Origin of the sequence: Nannocystis exedens (genome assembly GCF_002343915.1) — a bacterium.
GTDB lineage: Bacteria > Myxococcota_A > Polyangia > Nannocystales > Nannocystaceae > Nannocystis > Nannocystis exedens.
This window is the reverse complement of the sequence record NZ_NETK01000001.1, coordinates 3,018,464-3,035,200: the sequence shown is the minus strand read 5'-3', so window position 1 is coordinate 3,035,200 and position 16,737 is coordinate 3,018,464. Positions and strand designations below refer to the sequence as shown.

16 protein-coding genes and 1 pseudogene are annotated in these 16,737 nt (G+C 72.1%); 9 read left to right on the top strand and 8 right to left on the bottom strand.

The annotated features are described in order from the left end of the window. Window positions 1-142 precede the first annotated feature (142 nt). The 3 genes from NAEX_RS11815 to NAEX_RS11800 form a co-directional block, all read right to left on the bottom strand. The gene (locus NAEX_RS11815; protein WP_096327611.1) at window positions 143-808 is read right to left on the bottom strand and encodes a hypothetical protein; all 666 of its coding nucleotides are present in this window, start codon (window positions 806-808) and stop codon (window positions 143-145) included. 624 nt (window positions 809-1,432) lie between these two features. Then, entirely contained in the window at window positions 1,433-2,530 is a 1,098-nt protein-coding gene (locus NAEX_RS11805) for an NADH:flavin oxidoreductase (protein WP_096327609.1), read from the bottom strand. A gap of 244 nt (window positions 2,531-2,774) precedes the next feature. After that, entirely contained in the window at window positions 2,775-3,998 is a 1,224-nt protein-coding gene (locus tag NAEX_RS11800; protein WP_245913682.1) for a zinc-dependent alcohol dehydrogenase, read from the bottom strand. A 243-nt stretch (window positions 3,999-4,241) separates the two neighbouring features. Here NAEX_RS11800 and NAEX_RS11795 point away from each other — a divergent pair, with 243 nt between their 5' ends. Further along, the gene (locus NAEX_RS11795; protein WP_143141357.1) at window positions 4,242-4,937 is read left to right on the top strand and encodes a hypothetical protein; all 696 of its coding nucleotides are present in this window, start codon (window positions 4,242-4,244) and stop codon (window positions 4,935-4,937) included. Between the two features lie 35 nt (window positions 4,938-4,972). Here the strand turns inward: NAEX_RS11795 and NAEX_RS11790 are convergent, their stop codons facing one another. Beyond that, window positions 4,973-5,350, bottom strand: a complete 378-nt coding sequence (locus tag NAEX_RS11790) for a DUF4180 domain-containing protein (protein WP_211302395.1) — start codon at window positions 5,348-5,350, stop codon at window positions 4,973-4,975. Window positions 5,351-5,473: 123 nt separating this feature from the next. Between NAEX_RS11790 and NAEX_RS11785 the strand changes: the two genes are divergently transcribed. Next, a complete protein-coding gene (locus tag NAEX_RS11785) occupies window positions 5,474-6,031 on the top strand; it encodes a hypothetical protein (protein ID WP_096327606.1) in 558 nt (185 codons plus the stop codon). Window positions 6,032-6,087: 56 nt separating this feature from the next. Here the strand turns inward: NAEX_RS11785 and NAEX_RS11780 are convergent, their stop codons facing one another. Both NAEX_RS11780 and NAEX_RS11775 read right to left on the bottom strand, forming a co-directional pair. Beyond that, window positions 6,088-7,257, bottom strand: a complete 1,170-nt coding sequence (locus tag NAEX_RS11780; protein ID WP_096327605.1) for a ferritin-like domain-containing protein — start codon at window positions 7,255-7,257, stop codon at window positions 6,088-6,090. Window positions 7,258-7,259: 2 nt separating this feature from the next. Continuing rightward, window positions 7,260-7,862 carry a TetR/AcrR family transcriptional regulator gene (locus NAEX_RS11775; protein WP_096327604.1) on the bottom strand — a complete coding sequence of 201 codons (603 nt, stop codon included), beginning with the start codon at window positions 7,860-7,862 and terminating at the stop codon, window positions 7,260-7,262. Window positions 7,863-7,959: 97 nt separating this feature from the next. Here NAEX_RS11775 and NAEX_RS11770 point away from each other — a divergent pair, with 97 nt between their 5' ends. From NAEX_RS11770 to NAEX_RS11760, 4 genes and pseudogenes are all read left to right on the top strand, one after another. After that, entirely contained in the window at window positions 7,960-8,361 is a 402-nt protein-coding gene (locus tag NAEX_RS11770; RefSeq protein WP_100793487.1) for a hypothetical protein, read from the top strand. Continuing rightward, window positions 8,361-8,813: a DUF2062 domain-containing protein gene (locus NAEX_RS11765; RefSeq protein WP_096327602.1), complete on the top strand. Its 453-nt coding sequence runs from the start codon at window positions 8,361-8,363 to the stop codon at window positions 8,811-8,813. The genes NAEX_RS11770 and NAEX_RS11765 overlap by 1 nt, the downstream gene beginning before the upstream one ends. 27 nt (window positions 8,814-8,840) lie before the next feature. Next, window positions 8,841-8,900, top strand: a pseudogene (locus tag NAEX_RS54470) (hypothetical protein); the annotation flags it as partial. Between the two features lie 304 nt (window positions 8,901-9,204). Beyond that, on the top strand, window positions 9,205-9,849 hold the full coding sequence (locus NAEX_RS11760; RefSeq protein ID WP_096327601.1) for a hydrolase: 645 nt from the start codon (window positions 9,205-9,207) through the stop codon (window positions 9,847-9,849). Between the two features lie 64 nt (window positions 9,850-9,913). Here NAEX_RS11760 and NAEX_RS11755 read toward each other — a convergent pair whose 3' ends face one another. Together NAEX_RS11755 and NAEX_RS11750 are read right to left on the bottom strand one after the other, a co-directional pair. After that, a complete protein-coding gene (locus NAEX_RS11755) occupies window positions 9,914-10,624 on the bottom strand; it encodes a GTP-binding protein (protein WP_096327600.1) in 711 nt (236 codons plus the stop codon). A 511-nt stretch (window positions 10,625-11,135) separates the two neighbouring features. Next, complete coding sequence (locus NAEX_RS11750; protein WP_096327599.1) at window positions 11,136-11,489, bottom strand: hypothetical protein; 354 nt, start codon at window positions 11,487-11,489, stop codon at window positions 11,136-11,138. A 320-nt stretch (window positions 11,490-11,809) separates the two neighbouring features. Between NAEX_RS11750 and NAEX_RS52865 the strand changes: the two genes are divergently transcribed. From NAEX_RS52865 to NAEX_RS11735, 3 genes are all read left to right on the top strand, one after another. Beyond that, window positions 11,810-13,099, top strand: coding sequence for a M28 family metallopeptidase (locus NAEX_RS52865; RefSeq protein WP_096327598.1), 1,290 nt, complete (start codon window positions 11,810-11,812; stop codon window positions 13,097-13,099). A gap of 264 nt (window positions 13,100-13,363) precedes the next feature. After that, window positions 13,364-15,988, top strand: a complete 2,625-nt coding sequence (locus NAEX_RS11740; protein ID WP_170135653.1) for a M16 family metallopeptidase — start codon at window positions 13,364-13,366, stop codon at window positions 15,986-15,988. Window positions 15,989-16,200: 212 nt separating this feature from the next. Further along, window positions 16,201-16,695, top strand: coding sequence for a hypothetical protein (locus tag NAEX_RS11735; RefSeq protein WP_100793485.1), 495 nt, complete (start codon window positions 16,201-16,203; stop codon window positions 16,693-16,695). Window positions 16,696-16,737: the final 42 nt, after the last annotated feature.

Here is a 16,737-nt window from a genome sequence, read left to right as displayed (position 1 = left end):
GCGCGCGCGGTCGAAGAGGTCGCTCCGGCGTGGTCGGCTCGTGGTCACGGATGGGCCCCACCGAACAGTGCCCGGCGCGGGTCAAACAATTGTCGGGCCGGCGGGGCGGGCGCTTCGCCGGCCGACCGCCGCGGGCCGCCGCTCACGCGTCGGGGTAGCACGAGAAGCTGACGTAGAAGCGCCCGGCCGCCGACACGAAATAAACGGCTTCTTCGTCGTAGTAGTGGTGGGTGCGCCGGCATTCGGGCTCGAGGTCGCGGGGGATCTCGAGCTTACGGAGGAGCTTCCGCGCGGACGGGTCGAACGTGGCGACCGACTTCTTGCGCCCGCCCGAGAGGTACAGGGCCAGCTCGGATCCGTGGGGAAACACGGCGAGGGGCGACTTGCCGGCGAGGTCCACGGCGACGAAGGAGCGGCTGGCCGGATCGATCTCGAGGAGCCTCGTCTCCTCGACGAGGCCGATGCCGTAGAGCTTGTCGCCGACGAGCGCGAAGTCGTCGAGGAAGCTGCGCACCGCGGCGAGCTCGAACGGTTCGGGGAGGAGCGGGTGGGCCGGCTCGACGGCGACGGTCGACCCGGAGCCAGGGCTTTTGAAGGGCGGTTCGACGCGCTTGAGCAGGCCCGCGGGCCGCGGGGTCTTCACGAACTCGACGGTCGTCGGCGTCTCGGCCTTGCCGGCGCGCACGACCCAGGTCTTGCGATCGCGCGACAGCAGGGTGGTCGTCTTGTCGCCTTCGAGGTCGATGACGTGTACGCCGCAGAACGGGCCCCCTTCTTCGGCCTCGAGGCAGCCGACCTTGGTCGGCAACTGATAGCGGTCGGGGCCTGCCAGCCAGGTCGCCGGTGCGGCCGGGGCAGGAGCGGCGGGGGGTCGGCGACGGGGGCGGAGCCGGAGGCGCGGGCGGGGTCGGCGGCGCGGGCGGGGCAGCAGGCGCAGGGGGGGCGACGGGCTTGGTGTCGACGGGCTTGGTGTCGGGGGCGGCCTCCTGCGCTCGCAAGGTGCAAGCGAGCGCGATCGAGGCGACGAGGAGGATGGTCCGCATGCTCCGCTCATACGTGGACATCCGGGGGGCGAACAAGCGGGAAACGAGAGCGATGGCGGGCGATTGCGACCCGGTCTCGCGGAGGCGCGCCGGCGAGCCGGTGGCGCGCCCCAAGTCGGCCGCGGGGCCCGAGACGCGGGCGCCGCTTCCGGCAGGCACCGACGCCGGACCGCGCGCGGAGTTGCGGCGGAGGTCGGTGCGCTGATTCAGACGAGATGTCTTTGTGGACAGGTTGCGTAATCGGCCGACCGCGGGCGGCGTGCGGTGGCGAGGCAGAGCCCCTCGACGATGCCCCGGTTCGCTCGATTCGGGCGCCTGCGGGGACGTGGCACTGTCACCGCGGATGTTCGTGAGCGCGGTGACGGTGCGCCGCGATGGCGGCGCAGCCGTCACGCGTCGCGGACGATGGTCTTGAAGCGGCGCAGGTAGTCGACGAAGCGGTCGCTGATCGCCAGGTCGTGGAGCTGGGCGGGCGTCAGCGGGCCGCGCTCGGGCTGGTACGACGGATCGGCGGCGTGCCGCGGCCAGTCGGGGTTCAGGATCGCAACCTTGCCGAGCGCGACGAAGTCGGCCCCGCGCTCCAGCTCGGCCTCGGCCTCGGCCCGGGTCCAGATGTTGCCGGCGACGACGAGCTGCACGTCCTTCGGCAAGGCGGCGCGGAACAGCGGGACGGCGTGCTGGTCGGGCCGCTTGGCGGTGTTCTTCCGGGTGTCCCACAGCGAGACGTGGAGGAAGTCGACGCCGTCCTCGGCCAGCCAGGCGGCGAGCTGCAGCGATTCGTCGAGGTCGAGGCCGCGGGCGTGGCCGAAATCCTCGGGGGAGATCCGCGCGCCGACGAGGAAGTCTTGGGGGGTGGCGGCGCGGACGCGGCGGGCGATGGTGCGAATGAGGCGAGCGCGATTGGCGAAGGAGCCGCCCCATTCGTCGGTGCGCTGATTCATGACGCGGCTGAGGAATTGGCCGAGGAGATAGCCGTGGGCGCCGTGCAGCTCGACGCCGTGAAAGCCGGCGGCGGCGGTGCGACGGGCGGCCTGCTCGAAGGCGTCGATCGCGGCCTCGATGTCGCGCACCTCGGCGGCCCGCGGGACCTCGAAGTCGGGCCGCGCCTCGGTGAAGCTGCTGGCGCTCCACGGCTGCCGACCGGTCAGGCGCGACGGCGAACGCACGCCGCCGTGGTAGAGCTGGACCAGGCCGAGCGCGCCGGCCTGCCCGATCCGGGCGGCCAGCTCGCGCAGCCGCGGGAGCTGATGATCGCCCCACACGCCGAGCTGCCCGTCAAAACCCTGGCCGTCCTCGGAGACATGCGCGGCGCAGGTCTCGATCACGCCGAAGCCGCCCGCGGCCCGCCGCTCGAGCCACCGCTGCTCCTCGGGCGAGAGGACGCCGTCGTGGTTGCTCTGCTGGTTAGTCAGCGGGGCGAGCCAGACGCGGTTGCGCGCGACGAGGCCGTTGCGCAGGCGAATCGGAGAGAGGAGGGCGCCGCTCATGTCGGCGGTTAGAACATCGATGCGGGGCGAACCGACGCGGCGGAGGCGGATGAGGCCGTGACAAAAATCGCGGGAGCGTGCAGCTGCGGCCCGCGAGGACGTAAGGGGTTTGCCGACACGCGGAAGGATGGTTGCGCTGCAAGGGCGCCGTTGCGTCGGGTGGGTCCATCGAGGCCGCGCTCGTGGAGCTCGACGGTCCAGCCCATGCTGCGCTTCGAGGCGTCCGGTGGGCCCGCGCCGGGGCTCACGGGCGGAGCACGATCTTGAGCGCGTTGTCCTCCTTGCGGTCGAACAGGCGGTAGGCCTCGGCCGCCTCGTCGAGGCGCATGCGGTGCGAGATGACGAAGGTCGGGTCGAGCTCGCCGAGCTCGATCCGCCGCAGCAGGTCCCGCCAGTAGCTCTGCACGTGCACCTGGGCGCCGCGGACGATGAGCCCCTTCTCCATCATCGCGCCGACCGGGAGGTGATTGGCGTAGCCGAAGTAGTCGCCGACGATCGCCAGCCGCCCGCCCTTGCGCAAGGAGCGGATCGCCTCGGTCAGCGTGTCGATCGCGTCCGTCTCGAGCTTGAGCGCCCGCTCGACCTTGTGCAGCAGCGTCTTGGGGTAGCGGAACCCGACGGCCTCGATCGCGACGTCGGGGCCGCGGCCGCGCGTCAGCTCGCGGAGCGTGCTCATGACGTCGTCCTCCGCGAGGTCGATCGCCTCCGACCCGAGCGCCTGGCGGGCGACGTTGAGCCGGTATTTGACGCGGTCGATGGCGATGACGCGCTCCGCCCCGCGGACGCGGGCCCAGGCCTGCGCCATCAGGCCCACCGGCCCGCAGCCCCACACCGCCACGGTGTCCCCGGGCTGCACCGCGCCGAGCTCGTTGGCGTGCCAGCCGGTCGAGACGATGTCCGACAGGAACAGCACCTGCTCGTCGGACAGGGTCGGCGGGACCGGGAGGCAGTTGACGTCGGCGAAGGGGACGCGGATGAACTCGGCCTGGCCGCCGTCGTAGCCGCCGGTGAGGTGCGAGTAGCCGAAGATGCCGGCGGTGCAATGGCCGTACAGCGCCTCCATGACCTCGCTCGGGTTCGTCACGTCGCACAGGCTGTACAGGCCGGCCTGGCAATAGGCACAGTTGCCCTCGGCGATGACCGCGGAGACGACGACGCGGTCGCCGCTGCGGACGCTCTGCACGGCGGGCCCGGCCTCCTCGACGATCCCCATGCACTCGTGCCCGAGCACGTCGCCGACGCGCATGCCGGGGACGCTGTGATGATAAAGGTGGAGGTCGGAGCCGCAGATCGTGGTGGCGGTGACGCGGACGATGACGTCGTGGTCCTCGCCCAGCACCGGCCGCGGCCGCTCGACCACCCGCACGTCCTGGGCGCCGTGCCACTCGAGCGCCTTCATCATGGTCGACGGCGCCTGCTCCGCGAACTGCTGGGCCCGGGGGATCTCGGGGTTGTCGTCGTTGTTCATGGGGTCCTTTCGTCGGGAGCGAGCGGGCTGCCGAGGTCGCAGGGACTGGGCATTTCCATGAGCGCTCCACGATTCGATGCAGCGGGCTCGGCCCGCGTGCGAGGCGGCCGTCGGATCCTCGGCTGTCTATGGCGCGAACAGGAGCGCTCGCAACCCGCGATCGTCGAGCGCACGGGCGACGAGCGGCGCGAGCGGGCGCGCTGGTTGTCGGCGTCGCGTCGTTTGCTATCGTCGCAGCGTATGATGGCCGCCGTTCGAATCGTCGCGCTCGCCGCCCTCGGGGTCGCGTGCAAGGGCTCGCCGGACCACCTCCAGAGCCGGCAGGAGGAGGAGCTGCTGGCGCGAGGGATCGACACGCGGGTCTCGACGTACAAGGACCCGCAGCCGCCGAAGACGTCGCCGACGCCCGGGGTCGGAGCGGCGGAGGCGGAGCCGGCGCAGGACGCGACGTCCGGGGTGCGGATCAGCGGCCGGACCCGCAACGAGGAAATTCCCGGGCTGCGATTCCGCGTACCGGTCGAATGGAGCAGGTCGTCCGCGCCGCAGACGACGTTCGTCATCCCTGGGCCCGGAGGCGACGCCGAGCTCGTGGTCTATCGCTTCGGCGACGATGACGAATCGCTGGCCAAGTTCCTCGAGTGGCGCGCGCAGTTCTCCCAGGCGGAGGGCCGGCCGCGGAACGGGGCCAGCGAAGTGCAGGCGATGGTGCGGGGGCCGCTCCGGCTCACGCTGGTGGACATGCCGGCGAGCGCGGCCGAGCGGGTCCTCCCGGGGCGAGAGCGGCGCCTCGACGCCGATGCGCGGCTCCTGGGGGTCATCGTCGAGGGCGGCCAGCAGCACGCGTTCCTCGCGGCGATCGGGCCGGCGGCGACCATGGCGCTGTGGGAGCAGGCGTTCGCCGACTTCGCCACGACGTTCGTCATGGACTTCCCGCCGTGAACCTGGCCGGCGCGACCGGCCGTGGGGAGCGTCGCTCAGCCCGGGTCGCCGGCGAGGCGGCGCTCGAGCTCGGGCCAGTCGGCGAAGAACCACACGCTGTCGCCGCGGTTGGCCTCGCGCACGTAATCGCGGAGGGCGTCGCTGTCGATGAGGGCGAGCGAGAGGTCGCCGAGGAGGACGAGGCGGCGCTGGTAGATGACGAACTTCTGCGTGAACTCGCCGGCCATGCGGGTGCGCAGGACCAGGAAGTCGGAGTGCAGGCGGGCGACGGGGATGACGACGGTGTCGGCGCCGCTGCCGGAGGCGTCGCCGATGAGCTGGATGGCGTCGTCGACGGTGCCGATGCTGGGGCCCGTGTCGGGCAGGACGAGGATCTGGGTCGCACCGATCTGGCGGAGCTGGGGGGCGGTCACCGGCGCATGATGCCTGGAGCAGGCGACGACGTCGCGTCGGCCCGCGCGTGCGAATCCGCGCGATGCTCGTACCCCCATCGGACCCGCCGCGCGAAACCGCCGGACCGCGGCTATGGTGGAGGCATGTTGCGTCGCGTGGTCGTGGGCCTGGCGCTGTGGAGCGGGTGCAGCGAGCGGCCGCCGGGAGCGCCCGGGGAGAGTACGAGCGAGGACTCGACGACGACGACGACGACGGGTGCGGGAGACCCCGCGACCGCGAGCGCGACGAGCGAGGAGCCGGCGCCGACGAGCGGGCCGTACCTGCCGGAGGGGTTGTTCGCGTGCCTCGACAACCAATCGTGCTCGCGCTGGGACTGCGCGGGCGGCTGCGAGCAGCCTGGCCCCGAGGGCATGTGCGCGCTGGGTGCCCTGTACGACCGCGCGACCGGGGTGATCGAGGTGGCCCGGTGCGACGGGCCGTGCGCGCTGCACCGGCTGATCCCCCGCGGCGCGGGGACCGACGAGGTGCGCTGGCAGTGGCGCTCGCAGACGAAGCCGCCCGGCTACGCGGAGATCGTCGACTGCATGCTGCAGCCGCGCGATTTCTTCGAGGCGTGCCTGATCGCGTTCACGCCGGAGTGCGCCGACCCGGCGGCGTGGGTCAAGGACTGCCAGCCGACCGGCGAGGTGTGCTTCGATTAGTGAGATGTTCTTCGCGACATGCCCTGAGAGACATGTCCGTCGAGGCGAGCGCCCCCTCAGTTGAGCGCGACGGGGGTGTCGGAGTCGCGGATCAGGTCGCCGGCGGTGAGGTCGGGGGCGGCGCGCTCGTTCTCCCACTCGAGCAGGCCGAGGGCGGCGTAGTGGGGGCGGACGCGGTCGGTGAGCAGGCCGATGCGCTTGAGGTTGGGGACCAGCCGGCGGAACATGGTCTTGCGGAAGTTCTGCATGTACGTCGAGCTGAGGATCAGCTCGTCCCACTGCTTGCGCGTCAGCGCGTGGGCGTAGAACTCGTCGTAGAACTCGTGGGCGAGGAAGCGGTTGCGCATCAGCACCGCGACCTCGAAGGCCCAGTCCTCGCGCTCGCGGCGGTCGGTCTCGGGGAGCTGATGATAGAAGTCGCGCAGCGACAGCACGCCGTAGTGGACGTGGCGGGCCTCGTCGGTGATGACGTACTTGAGCAGCTCGCGCAGCAGCGGCTCGCGGCTGGTCTGGCGCAGGGTGCCGAACGCGGCCAGGGCCAGGCCCTCGACCATGATCTGCATGCCGAGGAACTTGAGGTCCCAGCGGCCGTCGGTCATCAGCGCGTCGATGAGGGTGAACAGGTTGTCGTTGACGGTGTAGAGCTTGCCGAGCTTGTCGTTGAGGTAGCGGTAGAAGACCTCGACGTGGCGGCCCTCGTCGACCACCTGGGTGCTGCCGTAGAGCTTGCCGTCGACCCAGTGGACGGCCTCGGTGACCTGACAGGCGGCGAACAGCGCGCCCTGCTCGCCGTGGAGGAACTGCGACAGCATCCACGCCAGCAGCGCGTGGCGCTGGATCTGCTGGCCCCGCGGGTCGAGCTTGCGATAGGCCGGGATGCTCGGCAGCGGCGACAATTGCTCGGGGAACAGCTCGCGGCGCGGGTCGAACGGGTCGACGTCGATCGACCAGTCGAGGTCGGTGGTCGCGTTCCACTGCGAGGTCTTGGCGATCTCGTACAGCCGCGACATCTCGGGCTGGGTCCGCTGATACGTCCAGTCGAAGTGGGCCTTGTGATTGGCCTGCATCTCGCTGGTGCTGCTGCGCCCGCCGTGGAGCACGAGCCCGCGGATCGCCGGGCCCAGGAGGTTCAGCGCCACCTTGACGTTGCCGCTGCGTAGGACCTTCTGTAAGACCGTGCTGGGGTTGTACGCGCTGGCCTGGTTGAGGAGCTCCTTGACGTGCATCGTTACTCTCCGCTGTTGTTCGAGAAGAAGAGCGCGCGGGCGAGGACCCGCGCGTGGACCTGGTCGCCCCACAGGGCGCTCTTGAACTCGCGGGCCGACGTGCGCAGCACGAGGTCGCTGGCGATCTGCAAGATCGCCGCGCGCACCGGCAGGTCGGCGCGGATGAAGCGACGGCCCTCGATGCGGGCGAACCGCTCGGTCAGGTCGAGCAGCGGCACGACCTGCTCGAGCAGGACGACGCGCCCGGGACCCTGCCCGTCGAGCAGCTCCCACACGAGGATCCGCGCCAGCTCAGGGTGCTCCTCGAGGAAGTTGGTGTACGTGTCGATGATGGCGTCGAAGCGCTCGGAGAAGCTCGAGGGCTGCAGCATCGCCTCGGTCAGCGCGGCGCCCAGGCGCTGGAAGGTGCGCCGCACGACCGCGTTGTAGAGCAGCTCCTTCGAGGGAAAGTGATAGAGGAGCGAGGGCCGCCGGATGCCCGCGGCGGCGGCGATGTCCTCGAGCCGGGCGCCGCGGAATCCGTGCTGCGCGAACACGGCGTCGGCGGCGTCGAGCAGCCGCTCGGGCGTGGCCGTGGTGTTGCTCCCTGCTGCCGGTCGACCCATCGCCCTCGACCATATCTACTCCTGAGTAGATATGCAAGCACGCTTGTCCGGGCCGGCGTTCGCGATCACGCTTGGGCCGACTTCGGAGGACAAATCCATGCGCGGACACGGAATTCAGGCGCTCGCGGTCGTGCTCTCGGGGCTTTTGGCCGGCTGCGGCGACTCGCCGGCGAGCAAGCGCGCGGCCGAGGAGACGAAGGAGGCGATCGACGCGGCCGCCCAGGCGGCCAAGGCGGCCGGGGAGAAGGTCCGCGTCGGCGCCGAGAAGGCGGTCGACGTGGTCGAGTCGGGCGCGAAGGTGGCCGGGGAGAAGATCGAGGTCGGGGCCGAGGACGCGGCGAGGCGGATCCAGCAGGGCGCCGACCGGGTCGAGCAGGGCGCGCGCGAGGCCGTCGAGAAGGGCAAGGCCGAGCTCCACGAGCTCAAAGACGCGGCCAAGGCCGGGGTGGAGGCCGCGAACGCGGAGCTCGAGAAAGACAAGACGAGCGAGAAGAAGTGATGGGGCGGGTCCGCACCTGGGTCACGGGGCTGCTGGCGCTGAACGGCACGCCGCAAGGAGTGGCCGGAGGGTTCGCCCTCGGGGTCGGGCTGTCGCTGATCCCGATCCCGTTCGCGGGGATGCTGATCGCCCTGGCCCTGGCGCCGCTGCTCAAGGTCAACATCCCGGCGACGTACCTCGGCACGGCGGTCGTGAACCCGGTGACCGGGGCGGTGTTCTACGCCGGCGAGCTGTACCTCGGGCTGGCGCTGATGGGCCGCCCGCTGCCCTCCTGGGCCGAATTGCGGGCGCTCGACGCGGCCGGCTGGTGGGACCTGTTCACGTCGATGCTCGGGCCGTTCGCGCTCGGGGCGGCGGTGGCCATCCCGACGATCGCGGGGCTGTCTTACACGCTCGTGTACCTGGCGGTCCGCCAGTGGCGGCGGACGCACGCGGCGGCGAAGGACGGGTGACGGACGGGCGGGCTCGACACGCCGACGCTGCACGGGCTGTGGCGGACGCCGCCGTACCTGCACGACGGCTCGGCGGCGACGCTGTTCGAGGTGACCCGCGCCAAGAACCCGGGCGACCTGCACGGGGGCACGAGCGCGCTCGACGACGAGGAGCGCGCCGCGCTGGTGGCGTATCTGCTCGGTCTCGACGGACAGGTCGACTGACGCCCGCGCGCACGGGCGCGCCGCGGCAGCCGCGGCCGATAGCCCCGGCAGGCCCGGCGACGCGGCCGTAGGGGCCCAAGGCCGCGGCGGCGGCCGGAGGCTCGCGCGCCGAGGCCCGTGGCTATGGTGTCCGGTCGCAGGCCGCCCATGCACCGCGCGCCTGCGTACATGTTCGAAAGGACACATCATGGACACTGAACGCGCGAAACAAAAGTATGACCGCCTGTCGAAGGACGAGGCTGCCCTCCTGATCATCGACCACCAGTCGGGCCTGTTCCAGCTGGTCCACGACAACTCCCCCGTCGTGTTCGAGCAGAACGTCTGCGCTCTGGCCGACATCGCCAAGCTGTTCAAGCTACCGGTCGTCGTCACCACCAGCAAGGAGGACGGCCCCAACGGGCCGCTGATGCCCGTGCTGCGCGAGCGCCTGCCGAAGACGCAGATCATCCGCCGCGAGGGCGAGATCAACGCCTGGGACAACAACGAGTTCGTCAAGGCGGTCAAGAAGACCGGCCGCAAGCAGCTCATCATCGCCGGCATCACGACCGACGTGTGCGTCGCGTTCGCGGCCCTGTCGGCGATCGAGGCCGGCTACAAGGTCTACGTCGTGACCGACGCGTCCGGCTCGCTGTGCCTCAGCTCGACCGGGCCGGCGATCGCCCGTATGGTCATGGCCGGGGCCCAGCCGATGTCGTGGTTCGCGGTCGCGTCGGAGCTGTTGCGCGACTGGCGAGACGACGAGAGCGGCGGATTCAAGAAGCTGATGACCGAGCACGTGCCCAACTACAGGCACCTGATCGACTCGCACGAGACGAAGAAGCAGGAAGACTGAGCGCCGCGCGACCCCGGGCAGGTGCCGCCCCCCGGCGCCTGTCCCGGGGGACATGGTCGCGCGGTCACACGCGCGGCCAGCCGCCCGAGCTGCCGGCGGCGATCGGGTAGCGGTCGCCGCTGCCCTCGTACTCGGCGCGCAGCGGCTCGAGCAGGTCCTTGACGACGACCCGCAGGGTGTCCATCACGCCGACCCCCTGGGTGGCGACGGCCTGGATCGTCGGCAGACCGTTGGGGTTGATCGCCTCGTCGAGGGCCTCCAGCGTCGACAGCACGATCGGGTGCGAATGCGCCGACTCGGGCAGCCGCAGCGCGGGGCCCTCGACGAGGTCGCGCTTGTTGTACTGCAGCACCATCGGCATGACCGCGCTGTCGACCCCGAGGTCGTCGAGCAGCGTCAGCAGCTGCTGCATCGACTCGACGTTGTCCTCGAACCGCACCAGCTCGCCGCCCTCCTCCTGAGTGTCGGCGACGAACACGACGGCGTCGACGCCCTTCAGCACCAGCTTGCGCGAGACCGGACTCAGCACCGGGCCAGACACGGTGACGAGGTGGAGCCGCACGCGGTAACGATCGGCGATCCGCGGCAAGGTGTCCGGGGCGAAGTCGAACGACAGCATCGGCTCGACGCCCGCGATCTCGTCGAGCCGCCCGCGCAGGGCCGGCCGGGTCTTGCGGTGGATCGTGCGGATGTTCGTCGACTTGCCGGCCAGAGCAGGCCCGAAGTAGACGACCTTGACGCCGATCTCGCCGGCCTTGGTGTTGATGAAGGACACCGACCATGAATTGTCGGAAATCCGGGCAGAACAGGCAAGGGGGCAGCGTGTGCGTGCTTTGCGCGGTTTCGCACAGGGCCCGCCGTCCGCGTCCTGATGGCCGATCGCGGACGGTCCGTCGGGCGCGGGCGCGAGGTCGGCGGAATCGCAAGCCGGCAAGGGCTGCGCACGGCCGCCTGCAAGCGGTGTCGGTCGGCGATACGCGGTGATACGCGGTGGCCGGGCGGCGGACACCGGCTGTCCGGCTTCGGCCAGCCCCGGCGCGGCCCCGATGCCGGGCCAGCTCGACGAGCTGCGGCCGCCGACGATCGCGGAGCCATTGCGCTGTGCGGCCAAACCGTCCGATGCCGAATGCATGCACGTGCAGCCCGACCACGATTCGGCGCACCTCCAGCGGTCCCCATGAATGAGGGTGATTATTGAAGAGTTGCTCGCGGAGGCGGAGCAGACGGCGATCGGTTGCCGTCGTAGATCCCGCAATCGATCGACATCGGAACACTCAAAGAGAATTTTAGAACGAAGTCGGCGCGCCGGCGGGGGCCTGGTCGCTCTCGAACACCATGGCCTGGCCGTGGCCCAGCGGGATCGCCCACACCTCGCGCGCGCCGGCCTCGTAGCCCTGCCGCAGCCCGGCGGGGTCGCAGCAGGCGAGCACCCAGGCGAGCCCCGGCGGCAGGTCGGCCGCCAGGCGGTCGACGATGTAGTCGTGGATGCTCGGCCACACGCCGCGGAAGGCCCGCTCCGCGGCCGCGAGGACGCTCGCGTCGGTGGTCTTGAGGGCCAGCACCAGGCGCTCGCGGAAGTCCAGCGGCGCCCCGCTCGGCGGCGGCTCGACCACCTCGACGTCGATCTCTACCTCGAGCATCGCGCCCCCTTCGAGAGCGTGGGAGGCCGGGGTGCGGGGCTGGAGCGGAGATATGCGGCGAAATGGCGGTTGATCATACCGACCTCCCGATTCGGATGAGGAATGTAGAAAGGGGCGCGGCCGCGAGCAACCCGAAATTTTGGTATACGGGCACACAAATCGCCGTGTCGGTGATTGCGCAGGGGCGGCCCGGAGCGCCGGCGGTGCTGCGGTCTTCCGACCCCGGTGATGGTTCGGGAGCGGCCGCGGGGCAATGCGGCGAGCGCTGCTCGGGGGGGCGCGCCGGGCCTGCGGGGCTCCCCCGTGTTACGATCGGGCGGATGGTGCCCGGCCGCCTGCTCGTCGCCGCTTGCCTGCTGGCCGCCTGCAGCGAGCCCGGCGGGGCGCGGCCCGCGGCGCCCGCCGACCCGGTGACGCCGGCCGGCGAGGTCGGGGCCGGGCCGGCGGAGGCGAACCCGCCGACGTCCTGCGCCGGCGAGCGCGACGAGGCGGCGGCGCTGCGCTGCTGGGTCCGGCTGCTGGCGGGGCCCGGGTGCGCCGGACGCGACAACGGCAGCCCGGGCGGGGCGGCGGCGCGGGCGGCGATCGTCGCCGGGCTGCAGGCGTACGGCCTCGAGGTGGCCGGAGAGACAGGTACTTTCGAGCAGCCGCTGCCGCGCGGCGCCAACGTGCTGGCGCGGGTGCCGGGGCGCGACCCGGCGCGGGCCGGCGAGCACGTGGTGCTGGCGGCCCACTACGACCACCTCGGCGAGCTCGGCGGCGTGGTCTATCCCGGCGCTGACGACAACGCCAGCGGGGTGGCGGTCGCGCTCGCGGTGGCGAGGCGGCTCCTCGCCGACCCGCCGGCGCGCAGCGTGCTGCTGGCGGCCTTCGACGCCGAGGAGCCGCCCGACTACCGCACGCCGGCGATGGGCTCGAACTACTTCGTCGCGCACCCGACGATCGCGCGCGAGCAGCTGGTCGCGGTGGTCTGCCTCGACCTGCTCGGCGGCGATCTGTGGCCGGGGTATCGCTCGCCGCTGTACGTGATGGGCCGCGAGACGTTCGCGCGGCCGCCCGTGCCGGCGCTGGCCGACGACCCGCGGCTGCCGGTGCGGGCGATGCACCTGCGCCTGGTCGAAGATCTGCCGCACGGGCGGCAGGCGTTCAGCGATCACGGGGCGTTCTTTGCCGGCGAGATCCCCTCGCTGTTCGTCTCGACCGGGCGCTCGCCGCATTATCACCAGCCGAGCGACGCGCCCGACACCTTGCAGTACGACAAGCTGCTGGCGGCGGTCTCCGCTGTCGAGGCGCACGTACGTGTCCTCGCGGACATGCCCGATCGGCCAGCTTGGGGGCGCGACCAGCCGGTGCGGGCCGCCGACGCTGCGGTGCTCGCCGAGCTGCTGGCGGCGGGGCTCGGCGAGGGCGGGGGGCCCGGGACCGACGAATTCGCCGGGCTGGCGCGGGCGCGCCTGCAGGCCGACCTGGCGCGGGCGCGGGCGCTCGCGTCGGCGGGCCACGAGCCGAGCGAGGCGGAGGCGCGCGAGATCGTGCAGATCAGCCTGCGCGCGCAGTGCCTGCTCGCGGTCGACAGCGAGATGCCGCCGGCCGCGTGCCTGCTGCTGTGATCCCGGGGCCCTGGAGGCAGATTCGCTGCCTCGCAATTGCGGGATGTCCCGCGGCGACGGCTGTGGTACGCAGGCGAGGCTTTGATTGCCGCCGACGAGAGCGTGTCGAACGAAATTCTCGAGGCCGATCCGGGCTGCGCGGTGTCGATGGCGATGCGCCGAGGTCGGGTGGCCTCCCGCGGGGTCGCGCGCGGGCCCGGGTATGTGCATTCGGCGGGGCGCGCCTCGGGGTCTTCGCGGGCGCTGCGTGGGTGGCTCGTCCTGTTGGCGCTCGTCCTGGTCGGCTGCGGGAGCGCCCGGTTGCCGCGGGCGGCGCGAGGGCCGGAGGGCTCGTGGCAGAGCTTCGCCAACGGCCTGCGGCTGTACGTGGCGCCCGATCCGTCCGCCGAGCTGGTGCGGGTCCACATGCGGGTGCGCGCGGGGGGCCGCAACGAGACGCGGGCGCAGGCCGGGCTGGCGCACTTCAGCGAGCACGTGGCGTTCGTGCGGACGCTGGCCGACGGGCGGACGATGCTGGCGGCGCTGGGGGAGGAGGCGCTGGCGTACGACGGGACGACCGGCGCCGACTCGGTCGACTTCATGGCGACGACCGTGGCCGCGCACCTGCCGACGGTGCTGGGGCTGTTCGCGTCGGCGCTGGACGGGTCGTGCGAGGTCCGCCCCGAGGTGTTCACGCGCGAGCGCAACGTCGTGCTGAGCGAGCTCGAGTCGCGCATGCGCGGGTCGGTCGGCGCGTACGATGAATTGCTCGCCAGCATCTATTCGCCGGACCACCCGTATGGTCACGTGCTCGGCGGCACGCCGGAGACGGTGTCGGCGCTGACGGCGAAGGACGTGTGTGATTATTTGCGGGGCCGCTTCACGCCGGGCAACACGTCGATCGTGATCACCGGCGGCGTGACCGAGGCGGGCGCGCTGGCGGCCGCCGAGGCGACGCTGAAGCCGCTCGCGCCGCGAGCGACGCTGCCGGAGGTCGCGGTGCCGCCGGTGACCCCCGCCGGCGGGCGCAAGACGCTGGCGGGGCTGCCCGGCGGGTGGGGCAGCGCGCTGGTGCTGCACCTCCCGCCGGCGGACAGCGAGGACGGACGGCTCGCCGCGATCCTCGCAGAAGCGGTCGAACGCGAGGTCCGCGATCAGGTCGGCGCGCAAGGGCGGATCTCGGGCCTCGAGGTGCATCGCCTCGGCGGCCGCGCTGCGCCCGCGGTGGTCTTCATCGCCACCGGGGTGCAGGCCGAGGTGCGGGCGTTCGCCGAGGAGACCCTGGCGCACGCGGTCGCCGACGTGCGAGGCGATGCGGCCGACAAGCAGAAGGTCGAGGCGCTGCGGCGCCGGCTGCGGATCGCGGCGGCGACGCGGTACGAACGCCTCGACGCGCGAGCCGAGCGCCTGGTCGAGGCCGCGGACGGGTCGCGGCACGGGACGCTGGCGACCGACCTGCGGGCGATCGACGCGCTCACGCCGGCCGCGCTGACGCGGGTGGCGACGCAGGTGCTGGCCCCGCAGCGCATGCAGGTGTTCGAGCTCGAGCCGTCGTCGACGCGGGCGGGGACGGGGGTCACCGCGGTGGCGCCGCTGACCGACGACGCCCACCCCGTCACCGCCCGGCCCGACGTCGCGGCCAGGTTGCTCCGCGAGATCCCCGCGACGAACCGCAGCAGCCGCTACACTCTGGACAATGGCCTGACGGTGGTGCTCGCGCCGTCGTCGAGCCCGCTGGTCGATGTGCGCCTGGTGATCCAGGCCGGGGCCATCGATGCCCCCGATCACCCGCTGCTGCCCGCGGTGGCGGCGGCGATGCTGACTCCGCCGAAGAAGGGCCCGCACGCCAAGGAGGCGGCGAAGATGACGGCCGGCGGGGCCGAGAAGGACGTGCTCTTCAACCTCGACCAGACCATCTTCAAGGCGGGCGGGCTGGCGAGCGAGACCGATCGTGTGCTGCGCGGGCTGGCGGCGTGGGTGATCGCCGGGGGCTACGACTTCACCGATCGCGCGGCGATCGTCGGCAGGATGTACCGCGAGATGGACCAACAGCGCGTCGCCGAGTCGATGCGGCGGAAACTCGCGCGAGGGGCCCTCGATCACTGCGTCGAGCCGATGCTCCTGGCCGGCGAGCCCGACGACTTCAGCGACGCGGCGATCGCCGCCTTCCGCGAGCGGCACTTCCGCGCCGGGCGGGCCGCGCTGATCGTCACCGGCGGGTTCGACGAGGCGGTCGCGCGGGCCCACGTGAAGGCGGCGTTCGGCGGCCGGCAAGCCCCGTGGGGCCAGAGCGCACCCGCGCTGGCGCGCCCGCGTCGGCCGGCTCCGAACGTGGCGACGAAGGTCCTGCACATGGAGCTGCCGACGACGAATGCGCAGATCGGGGTGCTGCTCGGGTTCGTGGTGCCGAGCGAGCTGCGCGGCGAGCCCGGGACCGTGTCGCTGGTGCGGCAGCTGCTCGAAGACGCGGTCGACGGCGTGCGTCAGCGGCTCGGGGTCACCTACGGCTTCAGCGTCACCCGCGAGGCGCTGTGCGACGCCGAGGTGGTGCTGATCGGCGGCGAAATCGACGCGGCGCACCTCGACGCGGGAATCGCCGAACTGCGGCAGACGCTCTCGCGCCTGCGCACGCCCGAGGGGGTGGCGGCCGGGCTGGCGGCGGCGCAGCGGCCGGTCGCCGCGCGCATCCTGGCCGGGGGCTCCGACAGCGCCGCGCTCGCCGAGCGCCTGATCTACACCGTCGCGCACGGCCTGCCGCTCGACCATGACCGCGGTGAGGCGCGCGAGGTGGTGGAGGCCAAGGCCGACGCGATCGCCGAGCTGATGACCCGGTTGCTGGGGCCGGGCAGCCTGTTCGCGGTCTGCATCGGCGAGTCGACCGCGAGCTGCGAATCGCTGAGCTCGCTGTGAGCGCGGAGGCTGCATTCGCGCGGTTGGCAGCCGGCGCGAAGCCTGGCATACGCGAGAGGTGCACTGTCACGGAATGATGGGCTTCATGGCGTTCGCGGCCGTCCTCGCCGGCTGCGTCGATACGACCCGGCGGTGATGGTGTTCGGCGGCTTCGACCCGGCGCACCCATGCGCGCGCGGGCCGGCGGGGCTCGACTACGAGGCCAGCGCGGCGTGCGGCCAGCCGACCGCGTGCGCCGGCACAACATCACCTGCGGGGCGGCCAACCCGTGCCGCGAGGGCGCCGACGACTGCGGCCGGGTCGAGTGCGGGGCCATGAGCGGCGGCGCCTTGACCCCGACGGCGCACCGCAAGATCGTCAGCTGCCCGGCGGGGACCCATCCGTGCGGCAAGGACGTGCCGCACCCGTCGATCACCTGCTTCGCCAACGGCGACGACCCCGACTTCTTCCTGGTGTACCCGTTCGGCGCCTACCTGTACTGGGCGCAGAACAGCACGACCAAGCACTGGCTGCACTACGGCGACCGCGTGCAGTCCTATTATCATACCCGCGACGCGCAGGGCGTGCTGTGGGACTTCGTCGAGGTGATCGAGAGCGGGGCGCCGACGCTGACGCCGCCGAGGGACGGCGGGGGGGCCGGCGGCGGCTGCCCGGCGCAGGATCCGGGCGCGTGCGCGCCGTGCCAGCACGGCGGCACGTGTGGATGAATTCAGGAGGTGTTTCCCAAGCCTGAATGAGCCGCGCGGTCG

What these genes read in the sequence shown, in the direction of transcription:
- NAEX_RS11805 (WP_096327609.1), bottom strand. Translation starts at nt 2,530, where the DNA reads ATGAGCGGCGCCCTCCTCTCTCCGATTCGCCTGCGCAACGGCCTCGTC.
- NAEX_RS11800 (WP_245913682.1), bottom strand. Translation starts at nt 3,998, where the DNA reads ATGAACAACGACGACAACCCCGAGATCCCCCGGGCCCAGCAGTTCGCG.
- NAEX_RS11795 (WP_143141357.1), top strand. Translation starts at nt 4,242, where the DNA reads ATGGCCGCCGTTCGAATCGTCGCGCTCGCCGCCCTCGGGGTCGCGTGC.
- NAEX_RS11785 (WP_096327606.1), top strand. Translation starts at nt 5,474, where the DNA reads ATGTTGCGTCGCGTGGTCGTGGGCCTGGCGCTGTGGAGCGGGTGCAGC.
- NAEX_RS11780 (WP_096327605.1), bottom strand. Translation starts at nt 7,257, where the DNA reads ATGCACGTCAAGGAGCTCCTCAACCAGGCCAGCGCGTACAACCCCAGC.
- NAEX_RS11775 (WP_096327604.1), bottom strand. Translation starts at nt 7,862, where the DNA reads ATGGGTCGACCGGCAGCAGGGAGCAACACCACGGCCACGCCCGAGCGG.
- NAEX_RS11770 (WP_100793487.1), top strand. Translation starts at nt 7,960, where the DNA reads ATGCGCGGACACGGAATTCAGGCGCTCGCGGTCGTGCTCTCGGGGCTT.
- NAEX_RS11765 (WP_096327602.1), top strand. Translation starts at nt 8,361, where the DNA reads ATGGGGCGGGTCCGCACCTGGGTCACGGGGCTGCTGGCGCTGAACGGC.
- NAEX_RS11760 (WP_096327601.1), top strand. Translation starts at nt 9,205, where the DNA reads ATGGACACTGAACGCGCGAAACAAAAGTATGACCGCCTGTCGAAGGAC.
- NAEX_RS11750 (WP_096327599.1), bottom strand. Translation starts at nt 11,489, where the DNA reads ATGCTCGAGGTAGAGATCGACGTCGAGGTGGTCGAGCCGCCGCCGAGC.
- NAEX_RS52865 (WP_096327598.1), top strand. Translation starts at nt 11,810, where the DNA reads ATGGTGCCCGGCCGCCTGCTCGTCGCCGCTTGCCTGCTGGCCGCCTGC.